Source organism: Novosphingobium sp. HNCC26DJ243 (assembly GCF_057180545.1).
Window position 1 is genome coordinate 458,700 of record NZ_JBXUGN010000002.1, and the last position, 17,869, is coordinate 476,568.

At 64.6% G+C, this 17,869-nt stretch carries 18 protein-coding genes; 6 read left to right on the forward strand and 12 right to left on the reverse strand.

The window, feature by feature from the left end:
* The first annotated feature begins 1 nt into the window (after position 1).
* Positions 2-1,594, forward strand: a complete 1,593-nt coding sequence (locus AC2A04_RS09745) for an alpha-N-arabinofuranosidase (protein WP_484212126.1) — start codon at positions 2-4, stop codon at positions 1,592-1,594.
* 32 nt (positions 1,595-1,626) lie between these two features.
* Here the strand turns inward: AC2A04_RS09745 and AC2A04_RS09750 are convergent, their stop codons facing one another.
* The 7 genes from AC2A04_RS09750 to AC2A04_RS09780 form a co-directional block, all read right to left on the reverse strand.
* Positions 1,627-2,247: a MarC family protein gene (locus AC2A04_RS09750; protein WP_484212127.1), complete on the reverse strand. Its 621-nt coding sequence runs from the start codon at positions 2,245-2,247 to the stop codon at positions 1,627-1,629.
* 5 nt (positions 2,248-2,252) lie between these two features.
* Positions 2,253-3,029, reverse strand: coding sequence for a hypothetical protein (locus AC2A04_RS09755; RefSeq protein ID WP_484212128.1), 777 nt, complete (start codon positions 3,027-3,029; stop codon positions 2,253-2,255).
* Between the two features lie 75 nt (positions 3,030-3,104).
* Complete coding sequence (gene folD, locus AC2A04_RS09760) at positions 3,105-3,998, reverse strand: bifunctional methylenetetrahydrofolate dehydrogenase/methenyltetrahydrofolate cyclohydrolase FolD (protein ID WP_484212129.1); 894 nt, start codon at positions 3,996-3,998, stop codon at positions 3,105-3,107.
* Positions 3,999-4,027: 29 nt separating this feature from the next.
* Positions 4,028-4,327 (reverse strand): YggT family protein, encoded by a 300-nt coding sequence (locus tag AC2A04_RS09765; RefSeq protein ID WP_484212130.1) that lies wholly within the window; start codon positions 4,325-4,327, stop codon positions 4,028-4,030.
* Between the two features lie 170 nt (positions 4,328-4,497).
* The gene (locus AC2A04_RS09770; protein ID WP_484212131.1) at positions 4,498-5,031 is read right to left on the reverse strand and encodes a hypothetical protein; all 534 of its coding nucleotides are present in this window, start codon (positions 5,029-5,031) and stop codon (positions 4,498-4,500) included.
* A gap of 59 nt (positions 5,032-5,090) precedes the next feature.
* On the reverse strand, positions 5,091-6,002 hold the full coding sequence (gene argB, locus AC2A04_RS09775) for an acetylglutamate kinase (RefSeq protein ID WP_484212132.1): 912 nt from the start codon (positions 6,000-6,002) through the stop codon (positions 5,091-5,093).
* Between the two features lie 64 nt (positions 6,003-6,066).
* Positions 6,067-6,732, reverse strand: coding sequence for a queuosine precursor transporter (locus AC2A04_RS09780; RefSeq protein WP_484212133.1), 666 nt, complete (start codon positions 6,730-6,732; stop codon positions 6,067-6,069).
* Positions 6,733-6,839: 107 nt separating this feature from the next.
* On the opposite strand from AC2A04_RS09780, the gene AC2A04_RS09785 reads away from it, so the two are divergent.
* The gene (locus AC2A04_RS09785) at positions 6,840-8,096 is read left to right on the forward strand and encodes a NupC/NupG family nucleoside CNT transporter (protein ID WP_484212134.1); all 1,257 of its coding nucleotides are present in this window, start codon (positions 6,840-6,842) and stop codon (positions 8,094-8,096) included.
* 12 nt (positions 8,097-8,108) lie between these two features.
* Here the strand turns inward: AC2A04_RS09785 and AC2A04_RS09790 are convergent, their stop codons facing one another.
* Positions 8,109-9,428: a dicarboxylate/amino acid:cation symporter gene (locus AC2A04_RS09790; protein WP_484212135.1), complete on the reverse strand. Its 1,320-nt coding sequence runs from the start codon at positions 9,426-9,428 to the stop codon at positions 8,109-8,111.
* Positions 9,429-9,483: 55 nt separating this feature from the next.
* Positions 9,484-10,551 (reverse strand): chorismate synthase, encoded by a 1,068-nt coding sequence (gene aroC, locus AC2A04_RS09795; protein WP_484212136.1) that lies wholly within the window; start codon positions 10,549-10,551, stop codon positions 9,484-9,486.
* A gap of 75 nt (positions 10,552-10,626) precedes the next feature.
* Here aroC and AC2A04_RS09800 point away from each other — a divergent pair, with 75 nt between their 5' ends.
* Positions 10,627-10,938, forward strand: a complete 312-nt coding sequence (locus AC2A04_RS09800) for an antibiotic biosynthesis monooxygenase family protein (RefSeq protein WP_484212137.1) — start codon at positions 10,627-10,629, stop codon at positions 10,936-10,938.
* Positions 10,935-11,285 carry an arsenate reductase gene (locus tag AC2A04_RS09805; RefSeq protein ID WP_484212138.1) on the forward strand — a complete coding sequence of 117 codons (351 nt, stop codon included), beginning with the start codon at positions 10,935-10,937 and terminating at the stop codon, positions 11,283-11,285. The genes AC2A04_RS09800 and AC2A04_RS09805 overlap by 4 nt, the downstream gene beginning before the upstream one ends.
* 173 nt (positions 11,286-11,458) lie before the next feature.
* Here AC2A04_RS09805 and AC2A04_RS09810 read toward each other — a convergent pair whose 3' ends face one another.
* Both AC2A04_RS09810 and gyrB read right to left on the reverse strand, forming a co-directional pair.
* Positions 11,459-11,668 (reverse strand): hypothetical protein, encoded by a 210-nt coding sequence (locus tag AC2A04_RS09810; RefSeq protein WP_484212253.1) that lies wholly within the window; start codon positions 11,666-11,668, stop codon positions 11,459-11,461.
* A gap of 44 nt (positions 11,669-11,712) precedes the next feature.
* A complete protein-coding gene (gene gyrB / locus AC2A04_RS09815) occupies positions 11,713-14,235 on the reverse strand; it encodes a DNA topoisomerase (ATP-hydrolyzing) subunit B (protein ID WP_484212139.1) in 2,523 nt (840 codons plus the stop codon).
* A gap of 148 nt (positions 14,236-14,383) precedes the next feature.
* Between gyrB and AC2A04_RS09820 the strand changes: the two genes are divergently transcribed.
* Both AC2A04_RS09820 and AC2A04_RS09825 read left to right on the forward strand, forming a co-directional pair.
* Positions 14,384-15,802 (forward strand): M20/M25/M40 family metallo-hydrolase, encoded by a 1,419-nt coding sequence (locus AC2A04_RS09820; RefSeq protein WP_484212140.1) that lies wholly within the window; start codon positions 14,384-14,386, stop codon positions 15,800-15,802.
* 261 nt (positions 15,803-16,063) lie between these two features.
* The gene (locus tag AC2A04_RS09825) at positions 16,064-16,621 is read left to right on the forward strand and encodes an HNH endonuclease (RefSeq protein WP_484212254.1); all 558 of its coding nucleotides are present in this window, start codon (positions 16,064-16,066) and stop codon (positions 16,619-16,621) included.
* Here the strand turns inward: AC2A04_RS09825 and AC2A04_RS09830 are convergent.
* Positions 16,594-17,868 (reverse strand): TCR/Tet family MFS transporter, encoded by a 1,275-nt coding sequence (locus AC2A04_RS09830; RefSeq protein ID WP_484212141.1) that lies wholly within the window; start codon positions 17,866-17,868, stop codon positions 16,594-16,596. The two genes, AC2A04_RS09825 and AC2A04_RS09830, sit on opposite strands and share 28 nt — an antisense overlap.
* Position 17,869 lies beyond the last annotated feature (1 nt).

The following is a 17,869-nucleotide window of genomic DNA, read 5'->3' on the forward strand; positions in this document are numbered from 1 at the left end:
CATGATGGGGAAGTGGCTGGGATCCGCGCTGGGCGCGCTGACGCTTGTTCTGGGCAGCAGCAGCGCCCTGGCAGCGAAAGATGCAGCGCCCGAGATTGCCGGGACGCTTCATGCCGATCGGCAGGGCCCCGTCCTGTCGCGTTATCTCCAGGGCCAGTTTGCCGAACATCTGGGCGGCGACATCTATGACGGAATCTGGGTGGGGCCTGATAGCGCCATCCCGAACGTTCGGGGCATACGCAGCGACGTGGCGGCGGCGTTGAAGGTGATCAAGGTGCCGGTCGTCCGCTGGCCGGGCGGCTGCTTTGCCGACATCTATCACTGGCGCGACGGCATCGGCCCGGCGGCACAGCGTCCGGTTCGCAAGAATGACTGGTGGGGCGGGCTCGAAAGCAACGCCTTCGGCACGCACGAATATTTCGACTTCGTGGATCAGATCGGCGCGGATTCCTACGTGGCGATCAACATGGCGACTTCCACGCCGTCGGAAATGCGCGAGTGGATGGATTACATCACCTCGAGCGCGAAGGATTCGATAGCCGAGGAGCGCCGGGCGAACGGACGACGCGAGTCGTGGAAGCTGGGCTTCGTCGGCATCGGCAACGAGGCGTGGGGCTGCGGCGGGATGCAGACGCCAGAGCACTTCGCCAACGAGTACCGCCGGTTCGCGACGTTCCTGCATCGCAACGGCTCCACCTTCCACATGCACAACGACAATGCGGCGCTGCGCGTGGCATCGGGGCCGAACAACGACGATACCGCGTGGATGGACACCGTGCTGAAAAGCGCAGGACCATTGATGGATGCGATCTCGCTCCACTACTACACGGTCTATGACGGCAAGTGGGAGAACCGCGACAAGGCGCCCGCCACCGGCTTTCCGGCAGAGCACTGGAACCACATCCTCTATCAGGCCTCGCGCATGGACGGCATCCTCAAGATGCACGAGGCGGTGATGGACAAGCATGATCCGGCACGGCGCATCGGGCTCTACGTTGACGAATGGGGCACCTGGTATGCGCCCGAGCCGGGGACCGAGCCGGCATACCTGTTCCAGCAGAACACGCTGCGCGACGCGCTCGTTGCGGCAATGACGCTCAATATCTTTCATGCCCACGCCGAACGCGTGAAGATGGCCAACATCGCGCAGGCGGTGAACGTGCTGCAGGCAATGATCCTGACCGATGGCGCGAAGATGGCACGCACGCCCACGTACCATGTTTTTTCGATGTACGTGCCGTTCCAGGACGCGACCGCGCTTCCGGTCGAAGTCTCCGCGCCAATGCTCAAATCGGGCGCGAACAGCTTTCCCGCGGTTTCGGTCAGTGCCGCGCGCGGCAAGGACGGGCGCGTGCATGTGGCCCTGGCCAATGCCGATGCGGACCGAGGCTACCGGCTGTCGTTGAAGCTGGGGGGCCTGCGGGCAAGCAAGGTTGCCGGACAGGTGCTGACCGCAGCCAAGACCGATGCGCACAATGTTCCGGGGCAGCCGGAACAAGTCCGCCCCGCTCGCTTCGACGGCGCGAAGCTGGCTGGCGGGGTGCTCATGCTCGACGTGCCCGCGAAATCAGTGGTGGTTGTCGCGCTCGATTGAGCGTCCACGTTACCCTGTTTGTTGTGTGCCGATCAGAACTGAGCCTGCAGGCCGTCGATCACGAACTGCGCGGCGAGCGCTGCCAGCAGCACGCCGAGCAGGCGGGTGATGACCGCCTCGACCTGTGAACCCAGCGCGCGGATCAACGGGCGGGCGGCGACGAGGGCGACAAAGCTCAGGACCATGACCACGGCGAGCGCGCCGAGAATGATCAGCGTCTCCTGCGTGCCGTTGGCGCGCGCGGTGAGCAGCATGACCGAGGCGATCGAACCGGGGCCTGCCAGCATCGGCATGGCCATGGGAAAGACCGAGACGTCTTCGACCTGCGGCTGGGCGGTGCGGACCTTCTCCGCGCGCTCCTCGCGCCGCTCCGTGCGCTTTTCGAAAACCATGTCGAGCGCAATCAGGAAGAGCATGATGCCACCTGCGATGCGGAAGCTGTCGAGCTCGATGTGCAGCGCGCCCAGCAGGTCCTCGCCGAACAGCGCAAAGACCAGCAGGATGCCGGTGGCGATCAGGCAGGCGCGCAGGGCCATGGAGAAGGCCTGCCGCGCCGTGGCATTAGCGGTGAGGCCCGCGTAGATCGGCGCACAGCCGGGAGGATCGATCACCACGAACAGCGTGACGAAGGCGGACAGGAACAGTTGCCACATGGCCGTCAGGCTCCATTCGCTTTGAAACTGCGGGCGACCGCCTCGATCATCGCACCGTCTTTCCACATCCATGCGGTGAAGCGGCGGCTGCCATCGGGCAGCACCGTCGAGCGCCAGGCCAGCGTGCCATCGCGCGACTGGCCATCCTTGCTGTCGGAACCCGCCGGGGCGTCGCTCCCGGGAATCGGGCCGGCGAGCGGGCGCAAGGGTTGCGGCTTGCTGCGCTCTGCCTTGTCGCGCTTACCGCCGGGTGCGGGGGCGGCACCGTCACGGTCGCGGCGGGCAGGGCAATCGGCGACCTTGCCTTCGACCCAGTCAACCTCGCGCAGCGGAGCGGCCAGATCCTGGCCGTCGTCGAGCACCCATTTCCAGTCGACCTTGCCCTTGAACTGGCGCTGCCAGACGGTGACGTACTCGCCGTTTCCGCCCGATGGGCCTTGCCATGCGCCGAAGGTCAGGCCCGCCGAACCGTCGCAACTGATCCATGCGGCGTGGGGTGACCATTTGACCGGGGCGGGCGGGTCCTTGCGTTCCTTGAGCGCTGCCTTTGCAACCACGCGCTTGCCTTCGAATATCTCGGCGGCATCTTCGGCGGTCTCGCGAAACGCGGTCCACTGGCCTTTCTCGCGCGCCAGACGGGCAAAGCCGATGTCCGCGGCGATCAGCGCGCTGGGGTTGGCATAGGCGCGCTGCGGGCGCTGGGTCCCGGCGGGTGCCGCAGCAGTCTGGGCGAATGCGGGTGCGGCAAGGGCGAGGAATGCAAGGGGGATCAGGCGCTTCATTGCCGCAGCCTAGCCGAAGCGCCATGCCCTGCCCACCCCCCGGCCTTGCGCAGGATCGAGGACGAGACAATCGTCTCAGATGACGTCGGGAGCGAGTTCCAGACCGGCGTTGCGGTAGGCGGCGACCAGCGCATTGCGCAGCAGGACTGCGATGGTCATCGGGCCGACGCCGCCCGGAACCGGCGTTACCGCCGCGGCAACTTCGGTAACGGAGGCATAGTCGACATCGCCGACGAGCTTCGACTTGCCTTCCACCGCTCCTGCGACGCGATTGATGCCGACGTCGATCACAGTCGCGCCCGGCTTGATCCAGTCACCCTTGACCATTTCCGGGCGACCGACGGCGGCAACCACGATGTCGGCGCGGCGGACGACGTCGGCCAAGTTCTTCGTGCGGCTGTGCGCGACAGTCACGGTGCAGCTTTGCGCGATGAGTAACTGCGCCATCGGCTTGCCGACAATGTTCGAGCGGCCGATGACCACGGCATCGAGGCCGGAAAGATCGCCTAGCCGGTCCTTGAGCAGCATCAGGCAGCCCAGTGGCGTGCACGGGACAAAGCCCGGCTGGCCCACGGCGAGGCGTCCCGCATTGATCACGTGGAAGCCGTCGACGTCCTTGTCGGGAGCGATCGTGGCGATGACCTTCTGCTCGTCGATGTGGCCGGGCAGGGGAAGCTGGACGAGAATGCCGTCAACCGCAGGATCGGCATTGAGCTGTTCGACAACCGCCAGGAGATCGGTTTCCGAGGCATCGGCAGGCAGCTTGTGCTCGAAGCTGTTCATGCCGGCTTCGAGCGTGCTCTTGCCCTTGGAGCGGACATAGACCTGGCTCGCCGGGTCCTCGCCCACGAGCACCACGGCAAGGCCCGCCTTGCGCCCTGCCTTGGCTTCGAACGCAGCGGCGAGTTCGCCCACGCGCGCGCGCAAGTCGGCCGCGAAGGCCTTTCCGTCGATAACCGCAGCGGTCATGGAATGTCTTTGCCCCTGTAATGTCTGGATCAGATACCTGCGGTCGAGGCGGCGATGCCGCTCAGCAGGATGGTCAGCAGGTTGAGGCCGATAATCAGAACCATCGGCGAAAAATCGATCGAGCCGGTATCGGGCATGATGCGGCGGATCGGCCGCAGGAGTGGCTCGAGGATCGCGTTGAGCGCCTTCCAGATCGCCGCGACCGCGTTGTTGTGCATGTTCACGACGTTGAAAGCGATCAGCAGGCTGAGCACGAACTGGACGATCACCACGATCACGACGACGTTTACGAGGTAGTTGATCATCGAGATCAGCGTGTACAGCAGCATGGCGCGTATTCCTTGTCAGCGGGAACCTGTTCCCGCGCTATGTCGCGCAGCGGGAACCCGTGTTCCTAGCCGACCCTCTCCCGGGGCGACAAGTGCCCCATTCGCCGTCAACCGCGTTGCGACGCGCCGGTCTGTATGTGTTGCTTACGAAATTGGCAAGTCACAGCCGATCAAGGTGCGATGGTCGTGCTTTCGATATGCCAGCGCAGCTGCTCGGGGCTGGCGCCGTCCACATCATTGACGCGGCGGATGGTCATCTCGCCGCGCAGGGTGCGGGCACCGTCGACGATGGTCACAGGCGCGGTATAATAGAGCGAACCCGCAGCACCTTCCTGTGCGCCCGTGCCGATTGTAACGACCGGGGCCATCAGCGTGCTCCACCGTGCGGCGAAGGCGTCCTCCGACAAGCCACTGCGCTCGCCCTTGTCGCCCCAGAACGCGCGCAGGGCTTTCCAGTCGCGCGCCTCGATCGTGGCAGCCAGTGCATCCATCACATCGTCGGGATTGCGGGCGAACGACGGCTTGCCGGGGCCACTGGGTGCCATCTCGGACGGAGCCGCCTGTGGCAGCCCTGCGGCGGGCATCGCCGGAGCGGCTTCGCTGGCGAGCGGCTCGGGCGAGGGCGAAGCGGGCCCCTTCTGGCATCCCCCGAGGTGGAAGACGAAGGCAGAGGTCAGCGCGGCGACGAGACAGGAACGGAGCATGGCCCTTCAGCGAGTGGCGCCCCGTTCCGTTCCACGAATTATATGAAGCTTAACCCGGTTCAACCCGCCTTGATCAGCGTGCCCGCCCCTTGCGCGGTGAAGATCTCGAGCAGCATCGCGTGAGGCACCCGGCCATCGAGGACCACGGTCGCCTCGCACCCGGCCTCGACCGCGTGGACGCAGGTCTCGAGCTTGGGGATCATGCCGCCGCTGATCGTGCCGTCCTCGGCCAGCCGCGCGATGTCGGCGGGGCGCAGGTCGGTGAGCAGGTTCTTGTCCTTGTCGAGCACGCCGGGGACGTCGGTCAGCAGGAACAGGCGGGCAGCGCCCATGGCGGCGGCAATGCTGCCAGCCATGGTGTCTGCGTTGATATTGTAGGTCGCGCCATCCTCGCCCACGCCGATCGGGGCGATCACCGGGATCATGCCGGCCGCGCAGATCGTGTCGATCACGGTGGTGTCGATGTGTGCCGGCTCGCCAACGAAGCCGAGATCGACGACCAGTTGCTCGCCGCTTTCGTCGGAGATTGCCTTGGGCGCCTTTTTCGACTGGACCTTGCGCGCAAGGACCATGCCGCCGTCCTTGCCCGAGATGCCGATGGCCTTGCCGCCCGCGCGCGCGATCCAGCCGACGATTTCCTTGTTGATCGCGCCGGCCAGCACCATTTCGGCGACTTCGGCGGTCTGCTTGTCGGTGACGCGCAACCCGTCGACGAACTGCGATTCGATTCCCAGCGCCTTGAGCATCCGGCCGATCTGCGGGCCGCCGCCGTGGACGACGACCGGGTTGATGCCCACGGCTTTCAGCAGCACCACGTCCTGCGCGAAATCGTGCGCGAGTTCCGGATCGCCCATCGCATGGCCGCCGTACTTCACGACGAAGGTCTTGCCGGCATAGCGCTGGAGATAGGGCAGCGCTTCGGTAAGCGTTTCGGCCTTGGCGAGCATCGCGGGATCGTGGTTCTGAGACATGATGCGCGCCCTTACGCGCAAAGCGTGCGGAATCCAATATTGCGCGTTGCGCCAGCGGTGCAGGTCATGCCGGACGGTCGAGCCACTTTCCCAGCCGCACGAAGACCCAGATCAGCGGCGGGACCATGATTGTGGAGAGCACCAGCTTGGAGATGATCTGGCCTTCCATGATCGAGAGGATCGGCAGGTCCTGCCCGTAGAACGAGATCGTGATGAACAGGATCGTATCGACCACCTGGCTGAGCATCGAGGCGAGCCATGCGCGCAGCATCAGCAGGCGCCCGCGCCCGCCTGCGATCCGCGAAAACAGGTAGACGTTGAGCGTCTGCGAGGTGCCGTAGGAGATAAGGCCCGCAAACTGCATCCGCGCACCTTGGCCAAGCAAGCGGGCAAAGGCGTCTTGATCGTTCCAGAACGGGGCGGGCGGCACGGCATGGATCACTGTGGTGAGCAGGACCATCGAGACGATCAGCGGCACGAAGCCGAAGCGCACGAGCTTGTTCGCCACGTCCTGCCCGAACAGTTCGGCAACGGCGCTGGCCATCACGACGAGCAGGAGAAATGCAAAGATTCCCGATTCGACGGCAAGATCGCCAAGCAGCGGCCAATGGCCGAGTGAGGCAAGCTTGGTGCCCAGAACGCCAGCCAGCACACACAGGCCGCCATAGAGGAGCGCGCCGGCGAACAGCGAACGGGGGATTGCGGGCGCCGGAGCGGATGGTTCGTGCATGACGGGCCGATAGCGTGCTTTTAACGCAGCGCCAATTCGCTATTAGGTTCGCCTGAAACCACTTTTTCAATGAAACCTCTTTCTGCTGCGGAGCCAGGCCCCACCCGATGCGTGTCGTACTCAGTCTCCTCGGGATGGTGCTCATCCTCGCGTTCGCCTTTGCCCTTTCATCAAACCGCCGTGCGATCCGGCTGCGCGTTGTTGCCGCCGCGTTCGCGCTGCAGGCGGGGTTTGCCGCGCTGGTGCTCTATGTGCCATTCGGCAACCGCATGTTGCAGGGAGCGGCCAAGGGAGTCGAAGGCCTGCTCGGCTTTGCCCGCGCGGGCGTGCAGTTCCTGTTCGGACCGCTCGCCGACCCGGCGATCGGCGGGACCAGTTTTGCCATATCGGCCCTGCCGGTGATCGTATTCTTCGCCGCGCTGATCTCGATACTCTACTATCTCGGCGTGATGCAGCTGGTGATCCGCTGGATCGGCGGCGCGCTGGAGAAGGTGACGGGGATCAGCAAGGTCGAATCGCTGTGTGCGGCCAGCAACATCTTCGTCGGGCAAAGCGAATCGCCACTTGTGATCCGGCCCTATCTGGCTGCGCTCAATCCTTCGCAGCTTTTCTGCGTGATGACCGTGGGCATGGCAGGCGTGGCGGGCACGATTCTGGCGGCCTATGCCAGCATGGGCATCCGCATCGATTATCTCGTCGCGGCGGCCTTCATGTCGGCACCCGGCGGCATCCTGATGGCCAAGCTGATGATGCCCGACGAGCCGCCGTGCCCTGCCGAAGTGGCCGATGAGGCCCTGCCCAATCCGCACGTGAAGCCCGGCCTTGCCTCGGACGAGGAAGAACGCCCCGCCAACATCATCATGGCCGCAAGCCAGGGCGCGCAGACCGGCGTGAAGCTGGCGGTGGCGGTAGGCGCAATGGTGCTCGCCTTCGTGGCGCTTGTCGCGCTGGCGAACGGGATCCTTGGCTGGCTGGGCGGCTGGTTCGGCATGCCCGACCTCTCGTTCCAGATGGTGCTCGGCTATGTCTTTGCGCCGGTGTTCCTGCTCCTGGGCGCCGATGGCTGGGGCGAGGCGATGCAGGCCGGCGGGCTGTTCGGCTCGAAGATCGTGCTCAACGAATTCGTCGCCTTCATCGAACTGGGCAAGGACACCGCGCTTTCGCCCCATACAGTCGCGCTGGTTACTTTCGCCTTGTGCGGCTTTGCCAACTTCAGCTCGATCGCGATCCAGATGGCGGTGACCGGAGGTCTCGCTCCCAACCAGCGGCCGGTCATCGCCAAGCTTGGTCTGCGCGCGCTTGTGGCAGGCGCGCTGAGCAACCTGATGAGCGCGGCGCTGGCGGGGTTGTTCCTCTCGCTATAGTCCGCGACCGAATCAGTTCTCGAAGTTCGCCTCGTCCAGATTGAGGCCGGCGCGACCGTCCGCCGCAGTGTGTGAAGGCGCGTGCGGCGGTTCGGCATCGGGATCGAGGGGCGGCTGGAGCATGCCTTCCCACTTGGTCACGACCGACGTCGCCACCGCATTGCCGACCACGTTGGTGGCGCTGCGGCCCATGTCGAGGAAGTGATCGACGCCCAGGACAAGCGCGATGCCTTCGACCGGCAGACCGAACTGGTTGAGCGTCGCGGCAATCACGACAAGGCTGGCGCGCGGCACCCCGGCAATGCCCTTGGACGTAACCATCAGCGTCAGCAGCATCACGATCTGGCTCGAGATGGGCAGGTCGATGCCATAGGCCTGCGCGATGAAGATCGCGGCAAAGCTGGTGTAGATCATCGAGCCGTCGAGATTGAAGCTGTAGCCCAGCGGCAGGACGAAGCCCGAGATGCGGCGCGGGACGCCGAAGCGGTCAAGCTGTTCGAACAGCTTGGGCAGGGCGGCTTCGGAACTGGCGGTGGAATAGGCCAGCAACAGCGGTTCGCGAATGTAGCGGATCAGGGTGAAGATGCGGCCGTGGAGGAAGATCGCGCCCGCGCTCAACAGGATCACCCAGAGGACCAGCATCGCGAGGTAGAACGATCCCACCAGCTTGCCGTAGGTCACAATGATGCCGAGCCCGCGCAGCGCAATGACCGACGAGATCGCGCCGAACACCGCGAATGGCGCAAAGCGCATGACATAGCCGGTGACGGTGAGCATGACCTGCGCCAGCGCCTCGGCCCCGCGCACGAGCGGCGCGCCCCTCTCGCCCACGGCGGACAGGGCAATGCCCGCGAACAGCGAGAACACCAGCACCTGCAGGATGTCATTCTTGGCCATCGCCTCGATCGGGCTGGCGGGGAAGACCGACAGTACGAAATGGCGGAAGGTGAAGTCGCCCGTCGCCAGTTCGCCAAGGTCGCCCGTGGGCACCAGTTCAAGGCCGACGCCGGGCTTGAGCAGGTTGACCATGATCAGGCCGAGCGTGATCGAGACGAAGCTGAACGTGACGAACCACGCCAGCGAACGCCCGCCGATCCGGCCGAGGGCGGCGCTGTCGCCCATCGAAGCAATGCCGGTGACGATGGTGGCCAGTACCAGCGGCGCGACGATCATCTTGATCAGGCGCAGGAAAACATCGGGCAGCAGCTTGAGCGTGTCGGCGGTATAGGCCAGCGTCGCGTCACCCGTGGGATAGGAAGTGTTGAGCGCGTAGCCGACGACGATGCCGAGCACCATGCCGATCAGGATGTAAAGGGTCAGGCGCCTGGCCAAAAGAATGCTCCCGCAATATTGTTGCAGGCGAGACTAACGACCTTTCACGGTCACCTCAACCACACTGTCCCCGGTGCAGCAGTTTCTGGTCGGCCAGCACTAGCGCCATCATCGCCTCGACCACGGGCACGCCGCGAATGCCGACGCAAGGATCGTGGCGGCCCTTGGTGAACAGTTCGGTCGCCTCGCCCTCACGCGTGATCGTCGGCATCGGCGTGAGGATCGACGAGGTGGGCTTGAACGCCACGCGCACCACGACCGGCTGGCCGGTGGAAATGCCGCCGGCAATGCCGCCCGCGTGATTGGCCGTGAACTGCGGCGCGCCGTCACCCGGCCGCATCGGATCGGCATTGCCTTCTCCGGTATTGGCCGCTGCGGCAAAGCCATCGCCGATTTCCACGCCCTTGACCGCGTTGATTCCCATCATCGCGTGGGCCAGCTCGGCGTCGAGCTTGGCATAGAGCGGCGCGCCCCAACCAGCAGGAACGCCGGTGGCCACGCATTCGACCACCGCGCCCAGCGAAGAGCCGGACTTGCGCGCGTCATCGACCAGCGCTTCCCAGCGGGCAGCGGCCTTGGCGTCGGGGCAGAAGAACGGATTGTTGCTGATCTCGGCAGCGTCGAAATTGGCCATGTCGATCGCATCGCCGCCAATCGCGCTGACGTAACCCATAATGGCGACTTCGGGCATCACCAGTCGCGCCACGCCGCCTGCGGCGACGCGTGCCGCCGTCTCGCGTGCTGACGAGCGCCCGCCGCCGCGATAGTCGCGGAAGCCGTACTTGGCGTCATAGGCATAATCGGCATGGCCGGGGCGATAGGCCTTGGCGACATCGCCATAGTCCTTCGAACGCTGATCGACATTCTCGATCATCAGGCTGATCGGGGTGCCCGTTGTCTTGCCTTCGAACACGCCCGAAAGGATGCGGACCTGATCCGGCTCCTGCCGCTGCGTGGTGAAGCGCGATTGGCCGGGGCGGCGCGCATCCAGATACGGCTGGATATCCGCTTCGGAAATGGCGAGGCCCGGAGGGCAGCCATCAACCACGGCACCCAGCGCCGGCCCGTGGCTTTCGCCCCAGGTGGTGAAACGGAACATGTGACCAAAACTGTTCAGGCTCATGGGGGAAGCGCAATGTCGCAAAGCGGCGGAAAAGTCCACCTTTCGGCGCGGCCTGACGCGCGCTAAATCCGCCCCATGTACCTCGTCGTCTTCCGCAACCGCAAACGCGCCGACATCGATGCCGCCGCCTATGCGGCAGATGCGCAAGCGATGGACGCCTTGGCGCGCCAGCGACCCGGCTTCCTCAGCTTCAAGAGCTACACCGCCGATGACGGCGAAGTCATCGCTCTGTCCGAATGGGCCGACGAAGCGGCGGCTCTGGCATGGCGGCGCGTAGCCGAACATGTCGAAATACAGGGCAAGGGCCGCAGCGAGTATTACGAGAACTACACGCTTTTCGCTGGCACGCCTTCGCGCATCCACCACTTCAACCGGCAGGACTCATGAGCATTATTCTTTACGGCATTCCCAACTGCGACACCGTCAAGAAGGCCCGCACATGGCTCGACGCGCAGGGCCTTGCCTACACGTTTCACGACTACAAGAAGCAGGGCGCTGACCCGGCGCGGGTCGCTGGCTGGATTGCACAGGTCGGCCTGGACAAGGTGGTGAACCGCGCGGGTACGACCTACCGCAAGCTGGATGATGCGCAGAAGGCGGCGCTGGCAGGAGACGGCGCGCCTGCGGTGCTTGCCGGGAACAGCTCGATGATCAAGCGACCGATTGTCGAATATCCCGGCGGCCTGCTTGTGGGGTTCAAGGAAGCCGAGTGGGCGGCTGCGTTTACGGCTTAGTTGCTCTATCCCATCATCCTGAACTTGTTTCAGGATCCATCTCTCCTCCTGCGCCGATGCGTTGTGGCGCAGGATAACTGCGCCGCTGCTTTGCGCAACGCCGCACCGTGCGAGGGGTGAAATGGGTGCTGAAACAAGTTCAGCATGACGTAGAAATTTACGTTTCCACGTCTCTAGTTCGTCTCGCGCGAAAGCCTGTCCGCCAGTTCCGCGATTTCCGAGGGATCGAGCAGCCACGTGCGCGTGGCGCGGCCTTCGCGGTGGATCGGCTTGCTCAGCAGCACCCGTGCATTGTCGCGAGCGTGGGGCTTGTAGAGGCCGTAGTGCAACGCGCAGTCGCGGATCGTGCCGATGATCGGGGCGCGGCCTTCAAGGTCGATCATGGTCGCGGGCTGGTCCCACGGAATGTCGTCGGTGAAAGCCAAGATCAGACGTCCAGATTGGCCACGTTGAGCGCGTTGTCCTGAATGAATTCGCGGCGCGGCTCGACCACGTCGCCCATCAGGCGGGTGAAGATTTCGTCGGTCACGTCTGCATCCTCGACCTTCACCTGCAGCAGCGTGCGCACGTTTGGATCGAGCGTGGTTTCCCACAGCTGATCGGCGTTCATTTCGCCAAGACCCTTGTAGCGCTGGATCGAAAGGCCCTTGCGCCCACCGGCGAACACCGTCTCGAGCAGTTCGGAAGGCCGCGTGATCGCGTCCTTGGCCTGCGTCGTGGGTGCGGCGGCGGGCGCATCGGCATCATCGCCCGAGACGACCGCGTCGGATTCGGGCTCGGCTTCGGCCGCCGACGCCGCGGTTGCGCGGACCAGTCGTGCCACGCCCTGATAGACGTCGGCGTTTTCGGCGGCGAGCTTGGCCAGCTTGCGCGCTTCGGCGCTGACGAGGAATCCGGCTTCGATCACGTGATGATCGGTCACCCCGCGCCAGACGCGCTTGATGTGGTAGCCGCCTTCTTCGGCCAGATCGACCGACCAGCGTGCTTCGGTATCGCCGCGATCGAGCCAGCGCGTGGTGCGCGAAAGCGCTTCGGCGCGGGCTTCGGTGGACATTTCCGGCTCGAGCGCACCGGCAAGCGCAAGCGCTTCGATGATCGCCGGATTGTACCGACGGGGAACGAAAGCCATCAGGTTGCGCATGCGCAGGGCGTGCTCGACCAGATTTTCAAGGTCTGGTCCGCTGCGCGCGCCGCCTGCGGTTTCCAGCACGCGGCCCGAGAGGCCCGCGTCGACCAGATAGCGGTCAAGCGCGGCGTTGTCCTTCAGGTAGACCTCGCTGCGGCCCTTGGCGACCTTGTAGAGCGGCGGCTGGGCGATGAAGAGGTGCCCAGAACGGATGATGTCGGGCATCTGGCGGTGGAAGAAGGTCAGCAGCAGCGTGCGGATATGCGCGCCGTCGACGTCGGCGTCGGTCATGATGACGATCTTGTGATAGCGCAGCTTGTCGAGATTGAACTCGTCGCGAATGCCGGTGCCCATCGCCTGGATCAGAGTCCCGACTTCCTTCGAGCCGATGATCCGGTCAAACCGCGCGCGTTCCACGTTGAGGATCTTGCCCTTCAAGGGCAGGATCGCCTGGGTCTTGCGATCACGCCCCTGCTTGGCCGAACCGCCCGCCGAGTCACCCTCGACCAGGAACAGTTCGCACTTCGACGGATCGCGCTCCTGGCAATCGGCGAGCTTGCCCGGCAGGCTGGCGATGTCCATCGCGCCCTTGCGGCGAGTGAGTTCGCGGGCGCGCTTGGCCGCTTCGCGCGCGGCTGCGGCGTCGATCACCTTCTGGATGATCGACTTGGCGTGGCCGGGATTCTCTTCCAGCCATTCGACCATCTTGTCGGCCATCAGGCTTTCGAGCGGCTGGCGAACCTCGGAGGAGACCAGCTTGTCCTTGGTCTGCGAGGAGAACTTCGGATCGGGCAGCTTGACCGAAACGATGGCGGTAAGGCCTTCGCGCATGTCGTCGCCGGTCAGCGAGACCTTTTCCTTCTTCAGCATGCCCGAGCGTTCGGCATAACCGTTGAGCGTGCGGGTGAGCGCTGCGCGGAACGCGGCAAGGTGCGTGCCGCCATCGCGTTGCGGGATGTTGTTGGTGAAGCACAGCACGTTTTCGTAGTAGCTGTCGTTCCACTCGAGCGCGACGTCGATGCCGATGCCATCCCGGTCGGCCGAAATGGCGACCGGTTCGGGCATGAGCGAGGCCTTGTTGCGATCGAGATATTTCACGAAGGCGGCGATCCCGCCCTCGTAATAGAGATCGTGCTCCTTGACCTCTTCATGGCGCTTGTCGCGCAGCAGGATGCGCACGCCCGAATTGAGGAAGGCAAGTTCGCGGTAGCGGTGTTCGAGCTTGTCGAAATCGAACTCCAGCACGTTCTTGAAGGTATCGTGGCTGGCCTGGAACGTGACGCGCGTGCCCTTCTTGCCTTCAGGCGCGGGCCCGCGCACTTCGAGCGGGCCGACGGCATCGCCGTGGGCAAAGCGCATCCAGTGCTCCTTGCCTTCGCGCCAGATCGTCAGCTCCAGCCATTCCGATAGCGCGTTGACCACCGAGACGCCGACGCCGTGGAGGCCGCCCGACACCTTGTAGGCGTTATCGTCCGAGGTGTTCTCGAACTTTCCGCCCGCATGAAGCTGGGTCATGATCACTTCGGCGGCGGAAACGCCTTCCTCGGCGTGGATACCGGTGGGAATGCCGCGTCCGTTGTCCTCGACCGAGACCGAGCCGTCGGGGTTGAGTTCTATCAGCACGAGATCGCAATGCCCCGCCAGCGCTTCGTCGATCGCGTTGTCCGAAACCTCGAACACCATGTGGTGGAGGCCCGATCCATCGTCGGTATCGCCGATGTACATGCCGGGGCGCTTGCGCACGGCATCGAGGCCTTTCAGCACCTTGATGGAATCGGCGCCGTAAGCGTTGGCGTTGGGGATATTCTCGTTCGTACTGGCCATCGTTTGCACATAGGCACGAAAGGGCAAAAACCCAAGCTATTCCGGCCCGTTTTGCACAGCTGGCAACGCACGGGAAAAGGTGTTTGCGCGCGCTCCCCGGCTGAAGCAGGATGGCCCGGCTTCAAGGCTTCAACGAGGACTGCAATCCATGCGCAAATCGATCGTCCTGCTGGCAGCGCTGGTGCTGCAGATGGGCTCCGCGATTGCCGCCGAAGCCCCGTTGCGGCCCGACCAGGAGGCTTACCGCGCGCTGTACAAGGAGATGGTCGAAACAGACACCTCGATCACGACCGGGAGTTGCACCGCGCTGGCTGACAAGATCGAAGGCCACTTGCGCAAGGCGGGCTTCGGCGACGGGGATATCCATCGTTTCGCCGTGCCCGAGGCTCCGAAGGAAGGCGGTATCGTTGCCATCCTGCCCGGAACCTCGAAGACCGCAAAGCCGATCCTGCTGCTGGGCCACCTCGATGTGGTGGTCGCAAAGCGAGAGGACTGGACCCGCGATCCCTACACGTTCATCGAGGAAGGCGGATACTTCTACGGGCGCGGCGTGGCCGACATGAAGGCGATGGACGCGGTCTGGGTCGACATGCTGCTGCGCTGGCGGCAGGCGGGCAAGAAGCCGAAGCGCACGATCAAGCTGGCACTCACTTGCGGCGAGGAGACCAGCACCGCGTTCAATGGCGCCAAATGGCTGGCCGAGAACCGGCGCGATCTGATCGATGCGGAGTTCGCCCTGAACGAAGGTGGGAGCGGGCGAACCGACAAGCCGCTTGAGCAGGGCGGCCGCGTGGTGGTCCAATCGATGCACGTCGGCGAGAAGACGCCGGTCAACTATCGCATCGAGGCTACCAATCCCGGCGGGCACAGCTCTACCCCGGTCAAGGAAAATGCGATCTACGAATTGTCGGACGCGCTATCCCGGCTGCGCGATTTCGATTTCCCGGTGATGCTCAACGACACGACGCGGGCCTATTTCGCAAAGGCAGGGGCCGCGCGCGGCGATGCCCTGGGCAAGGCGATGGTCGCGATCTCGGCGGATCCGGCTGACAAGGCGGCCGAAGCGGTGGTCAATACCGACCGCTCGTTGCACTCGATGCTGCGCACGACTTGCGTTGCCACGCTGCTCGATGGGGGCCATGCCAACAACGCCTTGCCGCAGCGCGCAGGCGCGAACGTCAATTGCCGCATCTTTCCGGGAATTCAGGCCGAAGATGTGCGCAAGACGCTGCAAACGGTCATCGCCGATCCGAAGATGACGGTCGTGCGTACCGACAATCGCGGACCGGACGCCAAGGCACCGCCGCTTAATCCCGCGATTTTGGGCCCAGCCGAGAAGCTGGTGGCGAAATACTATCCCGGCGTGCCGATGGTCCCGGTCATGTCCACCGGCGCGACCGACGGGGTATTTCTTTCGGCTGTCGGCATCCCCAGCTACGGACCGCCGGGGTTCTTCGCCAATCCCGATGGCAACGGCGTGCACGGCTTGAACGAGCGGATTTCGGTCAGGGCGGTCTACACCGCACGCGATCTCCTGACCGAGCTTGTCACCGCTTACGCCTTTTGATGGCGCGGCCTTTCGACGGGCTGGTTGTGGAACAGATAGGAGTTCCCTCTTGACGGAAGACTCGGGCCTGTGTTCCTCTCTCCTCATGCGTAACACAGCGGTCACGCGGCTCAGCCATTACTGCCCCTGCGAGGGCCATCACGGCCTTGCCTGCAGGGACCGGACCGGGACGTGCTTCATAAGGCGCTGATCGAGCGGGCGGCTTCGGCCAGGCCCCACAATGGCGCCCCCGGGGGCGACAGCGCCGCGTTCAATGACGTTCTGGGCAACGATCGCCATCTTTCTAATTGCCCTGCGCTGGTCCTCAACGCCGACTATACCCCGCTCAGTTATTATCCCTTGAGCCTGTGGCCCTGGCAGACGGCGATAAAGGCTGTGTTCCTCGAACGCGTGGATATCATCGATACCTATGAGCGCGAGGTTCACAGTCCCGGTTTCGGGATGAAGATCCCCTCGGTGATCGCGCTGCGCCAGTATGTGCGGCCGAGTGAATATCCCGCCTTCACCCGGTTCAACCTGTTCCTGCGCGACGCTTTTCAGTGCCAGTATTGCGGCTGCCACGAGAACCTGACCTTCGACCACATCGTGCCCCGCCGCCTTGGGGGGCGCACCTCATGGGAAAACGTCGCCGCGGCTTGCGCGCCCTGCAATCTCAGGAAGGGCGGGCGCACGCCCGAGCAGGCCCGCATGCGCCTGATGAGCCGCGCGATCCGTCCGACGACCTGGCAGTTGCAGGAACGCGGGCGCGCCTTCCCGCCGGGCTACCTGCACGAAACCTGGCGCGATTGGCTCTACTGGGACGTCGAACTGGAGAGCTGATCGCCCTTCTGGTGGCTGAGCAGCGAAGCGCCTTTCCAGAACAGGGCCAGCGTAATCACCGAGATGCCTGCCGAAAGCAGCATCGGCATGCCGGGCAGATCGATGATCGCCTTGGGGCCGCTGAACCGTGCGAGCGCCTGCGTGTACATCGGTGGACCGACGATGGCGGCGATGCTGCCGATGGATTGCACCGCGCCCTGCAGTTCGCCCTGACTGCGCGCATCGACTGCGCGGCTGTTGAACGCAGAGATTGGTGGCTGGACGAAGCCCTGGAGCGAGCCGACCGCAATCGCGAGAAAGACCTGCCACGGCTCGCGCGCGATCGTGTAGAGCACCGCTGAAGCGCACAGGCCGCAGACGCCGAGAACAACCGCGCGGCGCTCACCCAGTTTGGGCAGGGCAAGGCGCAGGCCCAGTCCCTGAACGACTGCGCTGGTCAGGCCGACCATGGCCAGCGCCAGCCCGACATCGCGGACCGAAAAGCCATAGGCGGCAATCGCGAAGTACGACCATACGGCGGGATAGACGACATGGGCGAGCTGCCACGTGCCCAGTGCCGCGACGAACCACAGCACTGTGGGGCTCTGCCCGCGCAAAGCCTTGAGCGATGAGACCGCATTGGCCTTGCGCCAGTCGAACGGTCGGCGGTTTTCGGGCGCAAGGGATTCGCGCAGGAAGAACAGCCCGAACGCGAAGTTCGAGAGCGCAAGGCCGGCGGCGGCATAGAACGGCAGGCGCGGGCTGATCGATCCGAGCACTCCGCCCAGCGCCGGACCGACGACGAAACCGAAGCCGAAAGCCAGCCCCATCATGCCAAAGCTGGCCGCGCGCTTTTCGGGCTTCGTGACGTCGGCGATATAGGCATAGGCGGCCGAGAAGCTTGCCCCGGTCACGCCCGCGAGCAGGCGCCCGATGATCAGCCACCAGAAATGCGGTGCCATCGCCTGAAGCAGGTAATCGAGCCCGAGCAGGAACACCGCCGCGAGCAGCACCGGCCTGCGCCCGAACCGGTCCGAGAGGTTCCCGATGACCGGCGCGAAGACGAATTGCATCGCGGCATAGCCCGCGCCCAGCCAACCCGCATACTCAGCCGCCGTGCCGATATCGACATGGGTCAGGTCGATGATCAGTCCCGGCAGGACCGGCGTCACGATACCGAAGCCGAGCATGTCGATCATCACGATCGCAAAGACGATCCCGAACGAGGCCCGGTGCGCTTGCAACCCGGTTTTTTCGGGATCGGTCATT

Bases quoted from the DNA above. Each gene is read 5' to 3' on its own strand.
- AC2A04_RS09745 (WP_484212126.1), top strand. From the start codon at position 2: ATGATGGGGAAGTGGCTGGGATCCGCGCTGGGCGCGCTGACGCTTGTT.
- AC2A04_RS09750 (WP_484212127.1), bottom strand. From the start codon at position 2,247: ATGTGGCAACTGTTCCTGTCCGCCTTCGTCACGCTGTTCGTGGTGATC.
- AC2A04_RS09755 (WP_484212128.1), bottom strand. From the start codon at position 3,029: ATGAAGCGCCTGATCCCCCTTGCATTCCTCGCCCTTGCCGCACCCGCA.
- folD (WP_484212129.1), bottom strand. From the start codon at position 3,998: ATGACCGCTGCGGTTATCGACGGAAAGGCCTTCGCGGCCGACTTGCGC.
- AC2A04_RS09765 (WP_484212130.1), bottom strand. From the start codon at position 4,327: ATGCTGCTGTACACGCTGATCTCGATGATCAACTACCTCGTAAACGTC.
- AC2A04_RS09770 (WP_484212131.1), bottom strand. From the start codon at position 5,031: ATGCTCCGTTCCTGTCTCGTCGCCGCGCTGACCTCTGCCTTCGTCTTC.
- argB (WP_484212132.1), bottom strand. From the start codon at position 6,002: ATGTCTCAGAACCACGATCCCGCGATGCTCGCCAAGGCCGAAACGCTT.
- AC2A04_RS09780 (WP_484212133.1), bottom strand. From the start codon at position 6,732: ATGCACGAACCATCCGCTCCGGCGCCCGCAATCCCCCGTTCGCTGTTC.
- AC2A04_RS09785 (WP_484212134.1), top strand. From the start codon at position 6,840: ATGCGTGTCGTACTCAGTCTCCTCGGGATGGTGCTCATCCTCGCGTTC.
- aroC (WP_484212136.1), bottom strand. From the start codon at position 10,551: ATGAGCCTGAACAGTTTTGGTCACATGTTCCGTTTCACCACCTGGGGC.
- AC2A04_RS09800 (WP_484212137.1), top strand. From the start codon at position 10,627: ATGTACCTCGTCGTCTTCCGCAACCGCAAACGCGCCGACATCGATGCC.
- AC2A04_RS09805 (WP_484212138.1), top strand. From the start codon at position 10,935: ATGAGCATTATTCTTTACGGCATTCCCAACTGCGACACCGTCAAGAAG.
- AC2A04_RS09810 (WP_484212253.1), bottom strand. From the start codon at position 11,668: ATGATCGACCTTGAAGGCCGCGCCCCGATCATCGGCACGATCCGCGAC.
- gyrB (WP_484212139.1), bottom strand. From the start codon at position 14,235: ATGGCCAGTACGAACGAGAATATCCCCAACGCCAACGCTTACGGCGCC.
- AC2A04_RS09820 (WP_484212140.1), top strand. From the start codon at position 14,384: ATGCGCAAATCGATCGTCCTGCTGGCAGCGCTGGTGCTGCAGATGGGC.
- AC2A04_RS09830 (WP_484212141.1), bottom strand. From the start codon at position 17,868: ATGACCGATCCCGAAAAAACCGGGTTGCAAGCGCACCGGGCCTCGTTC.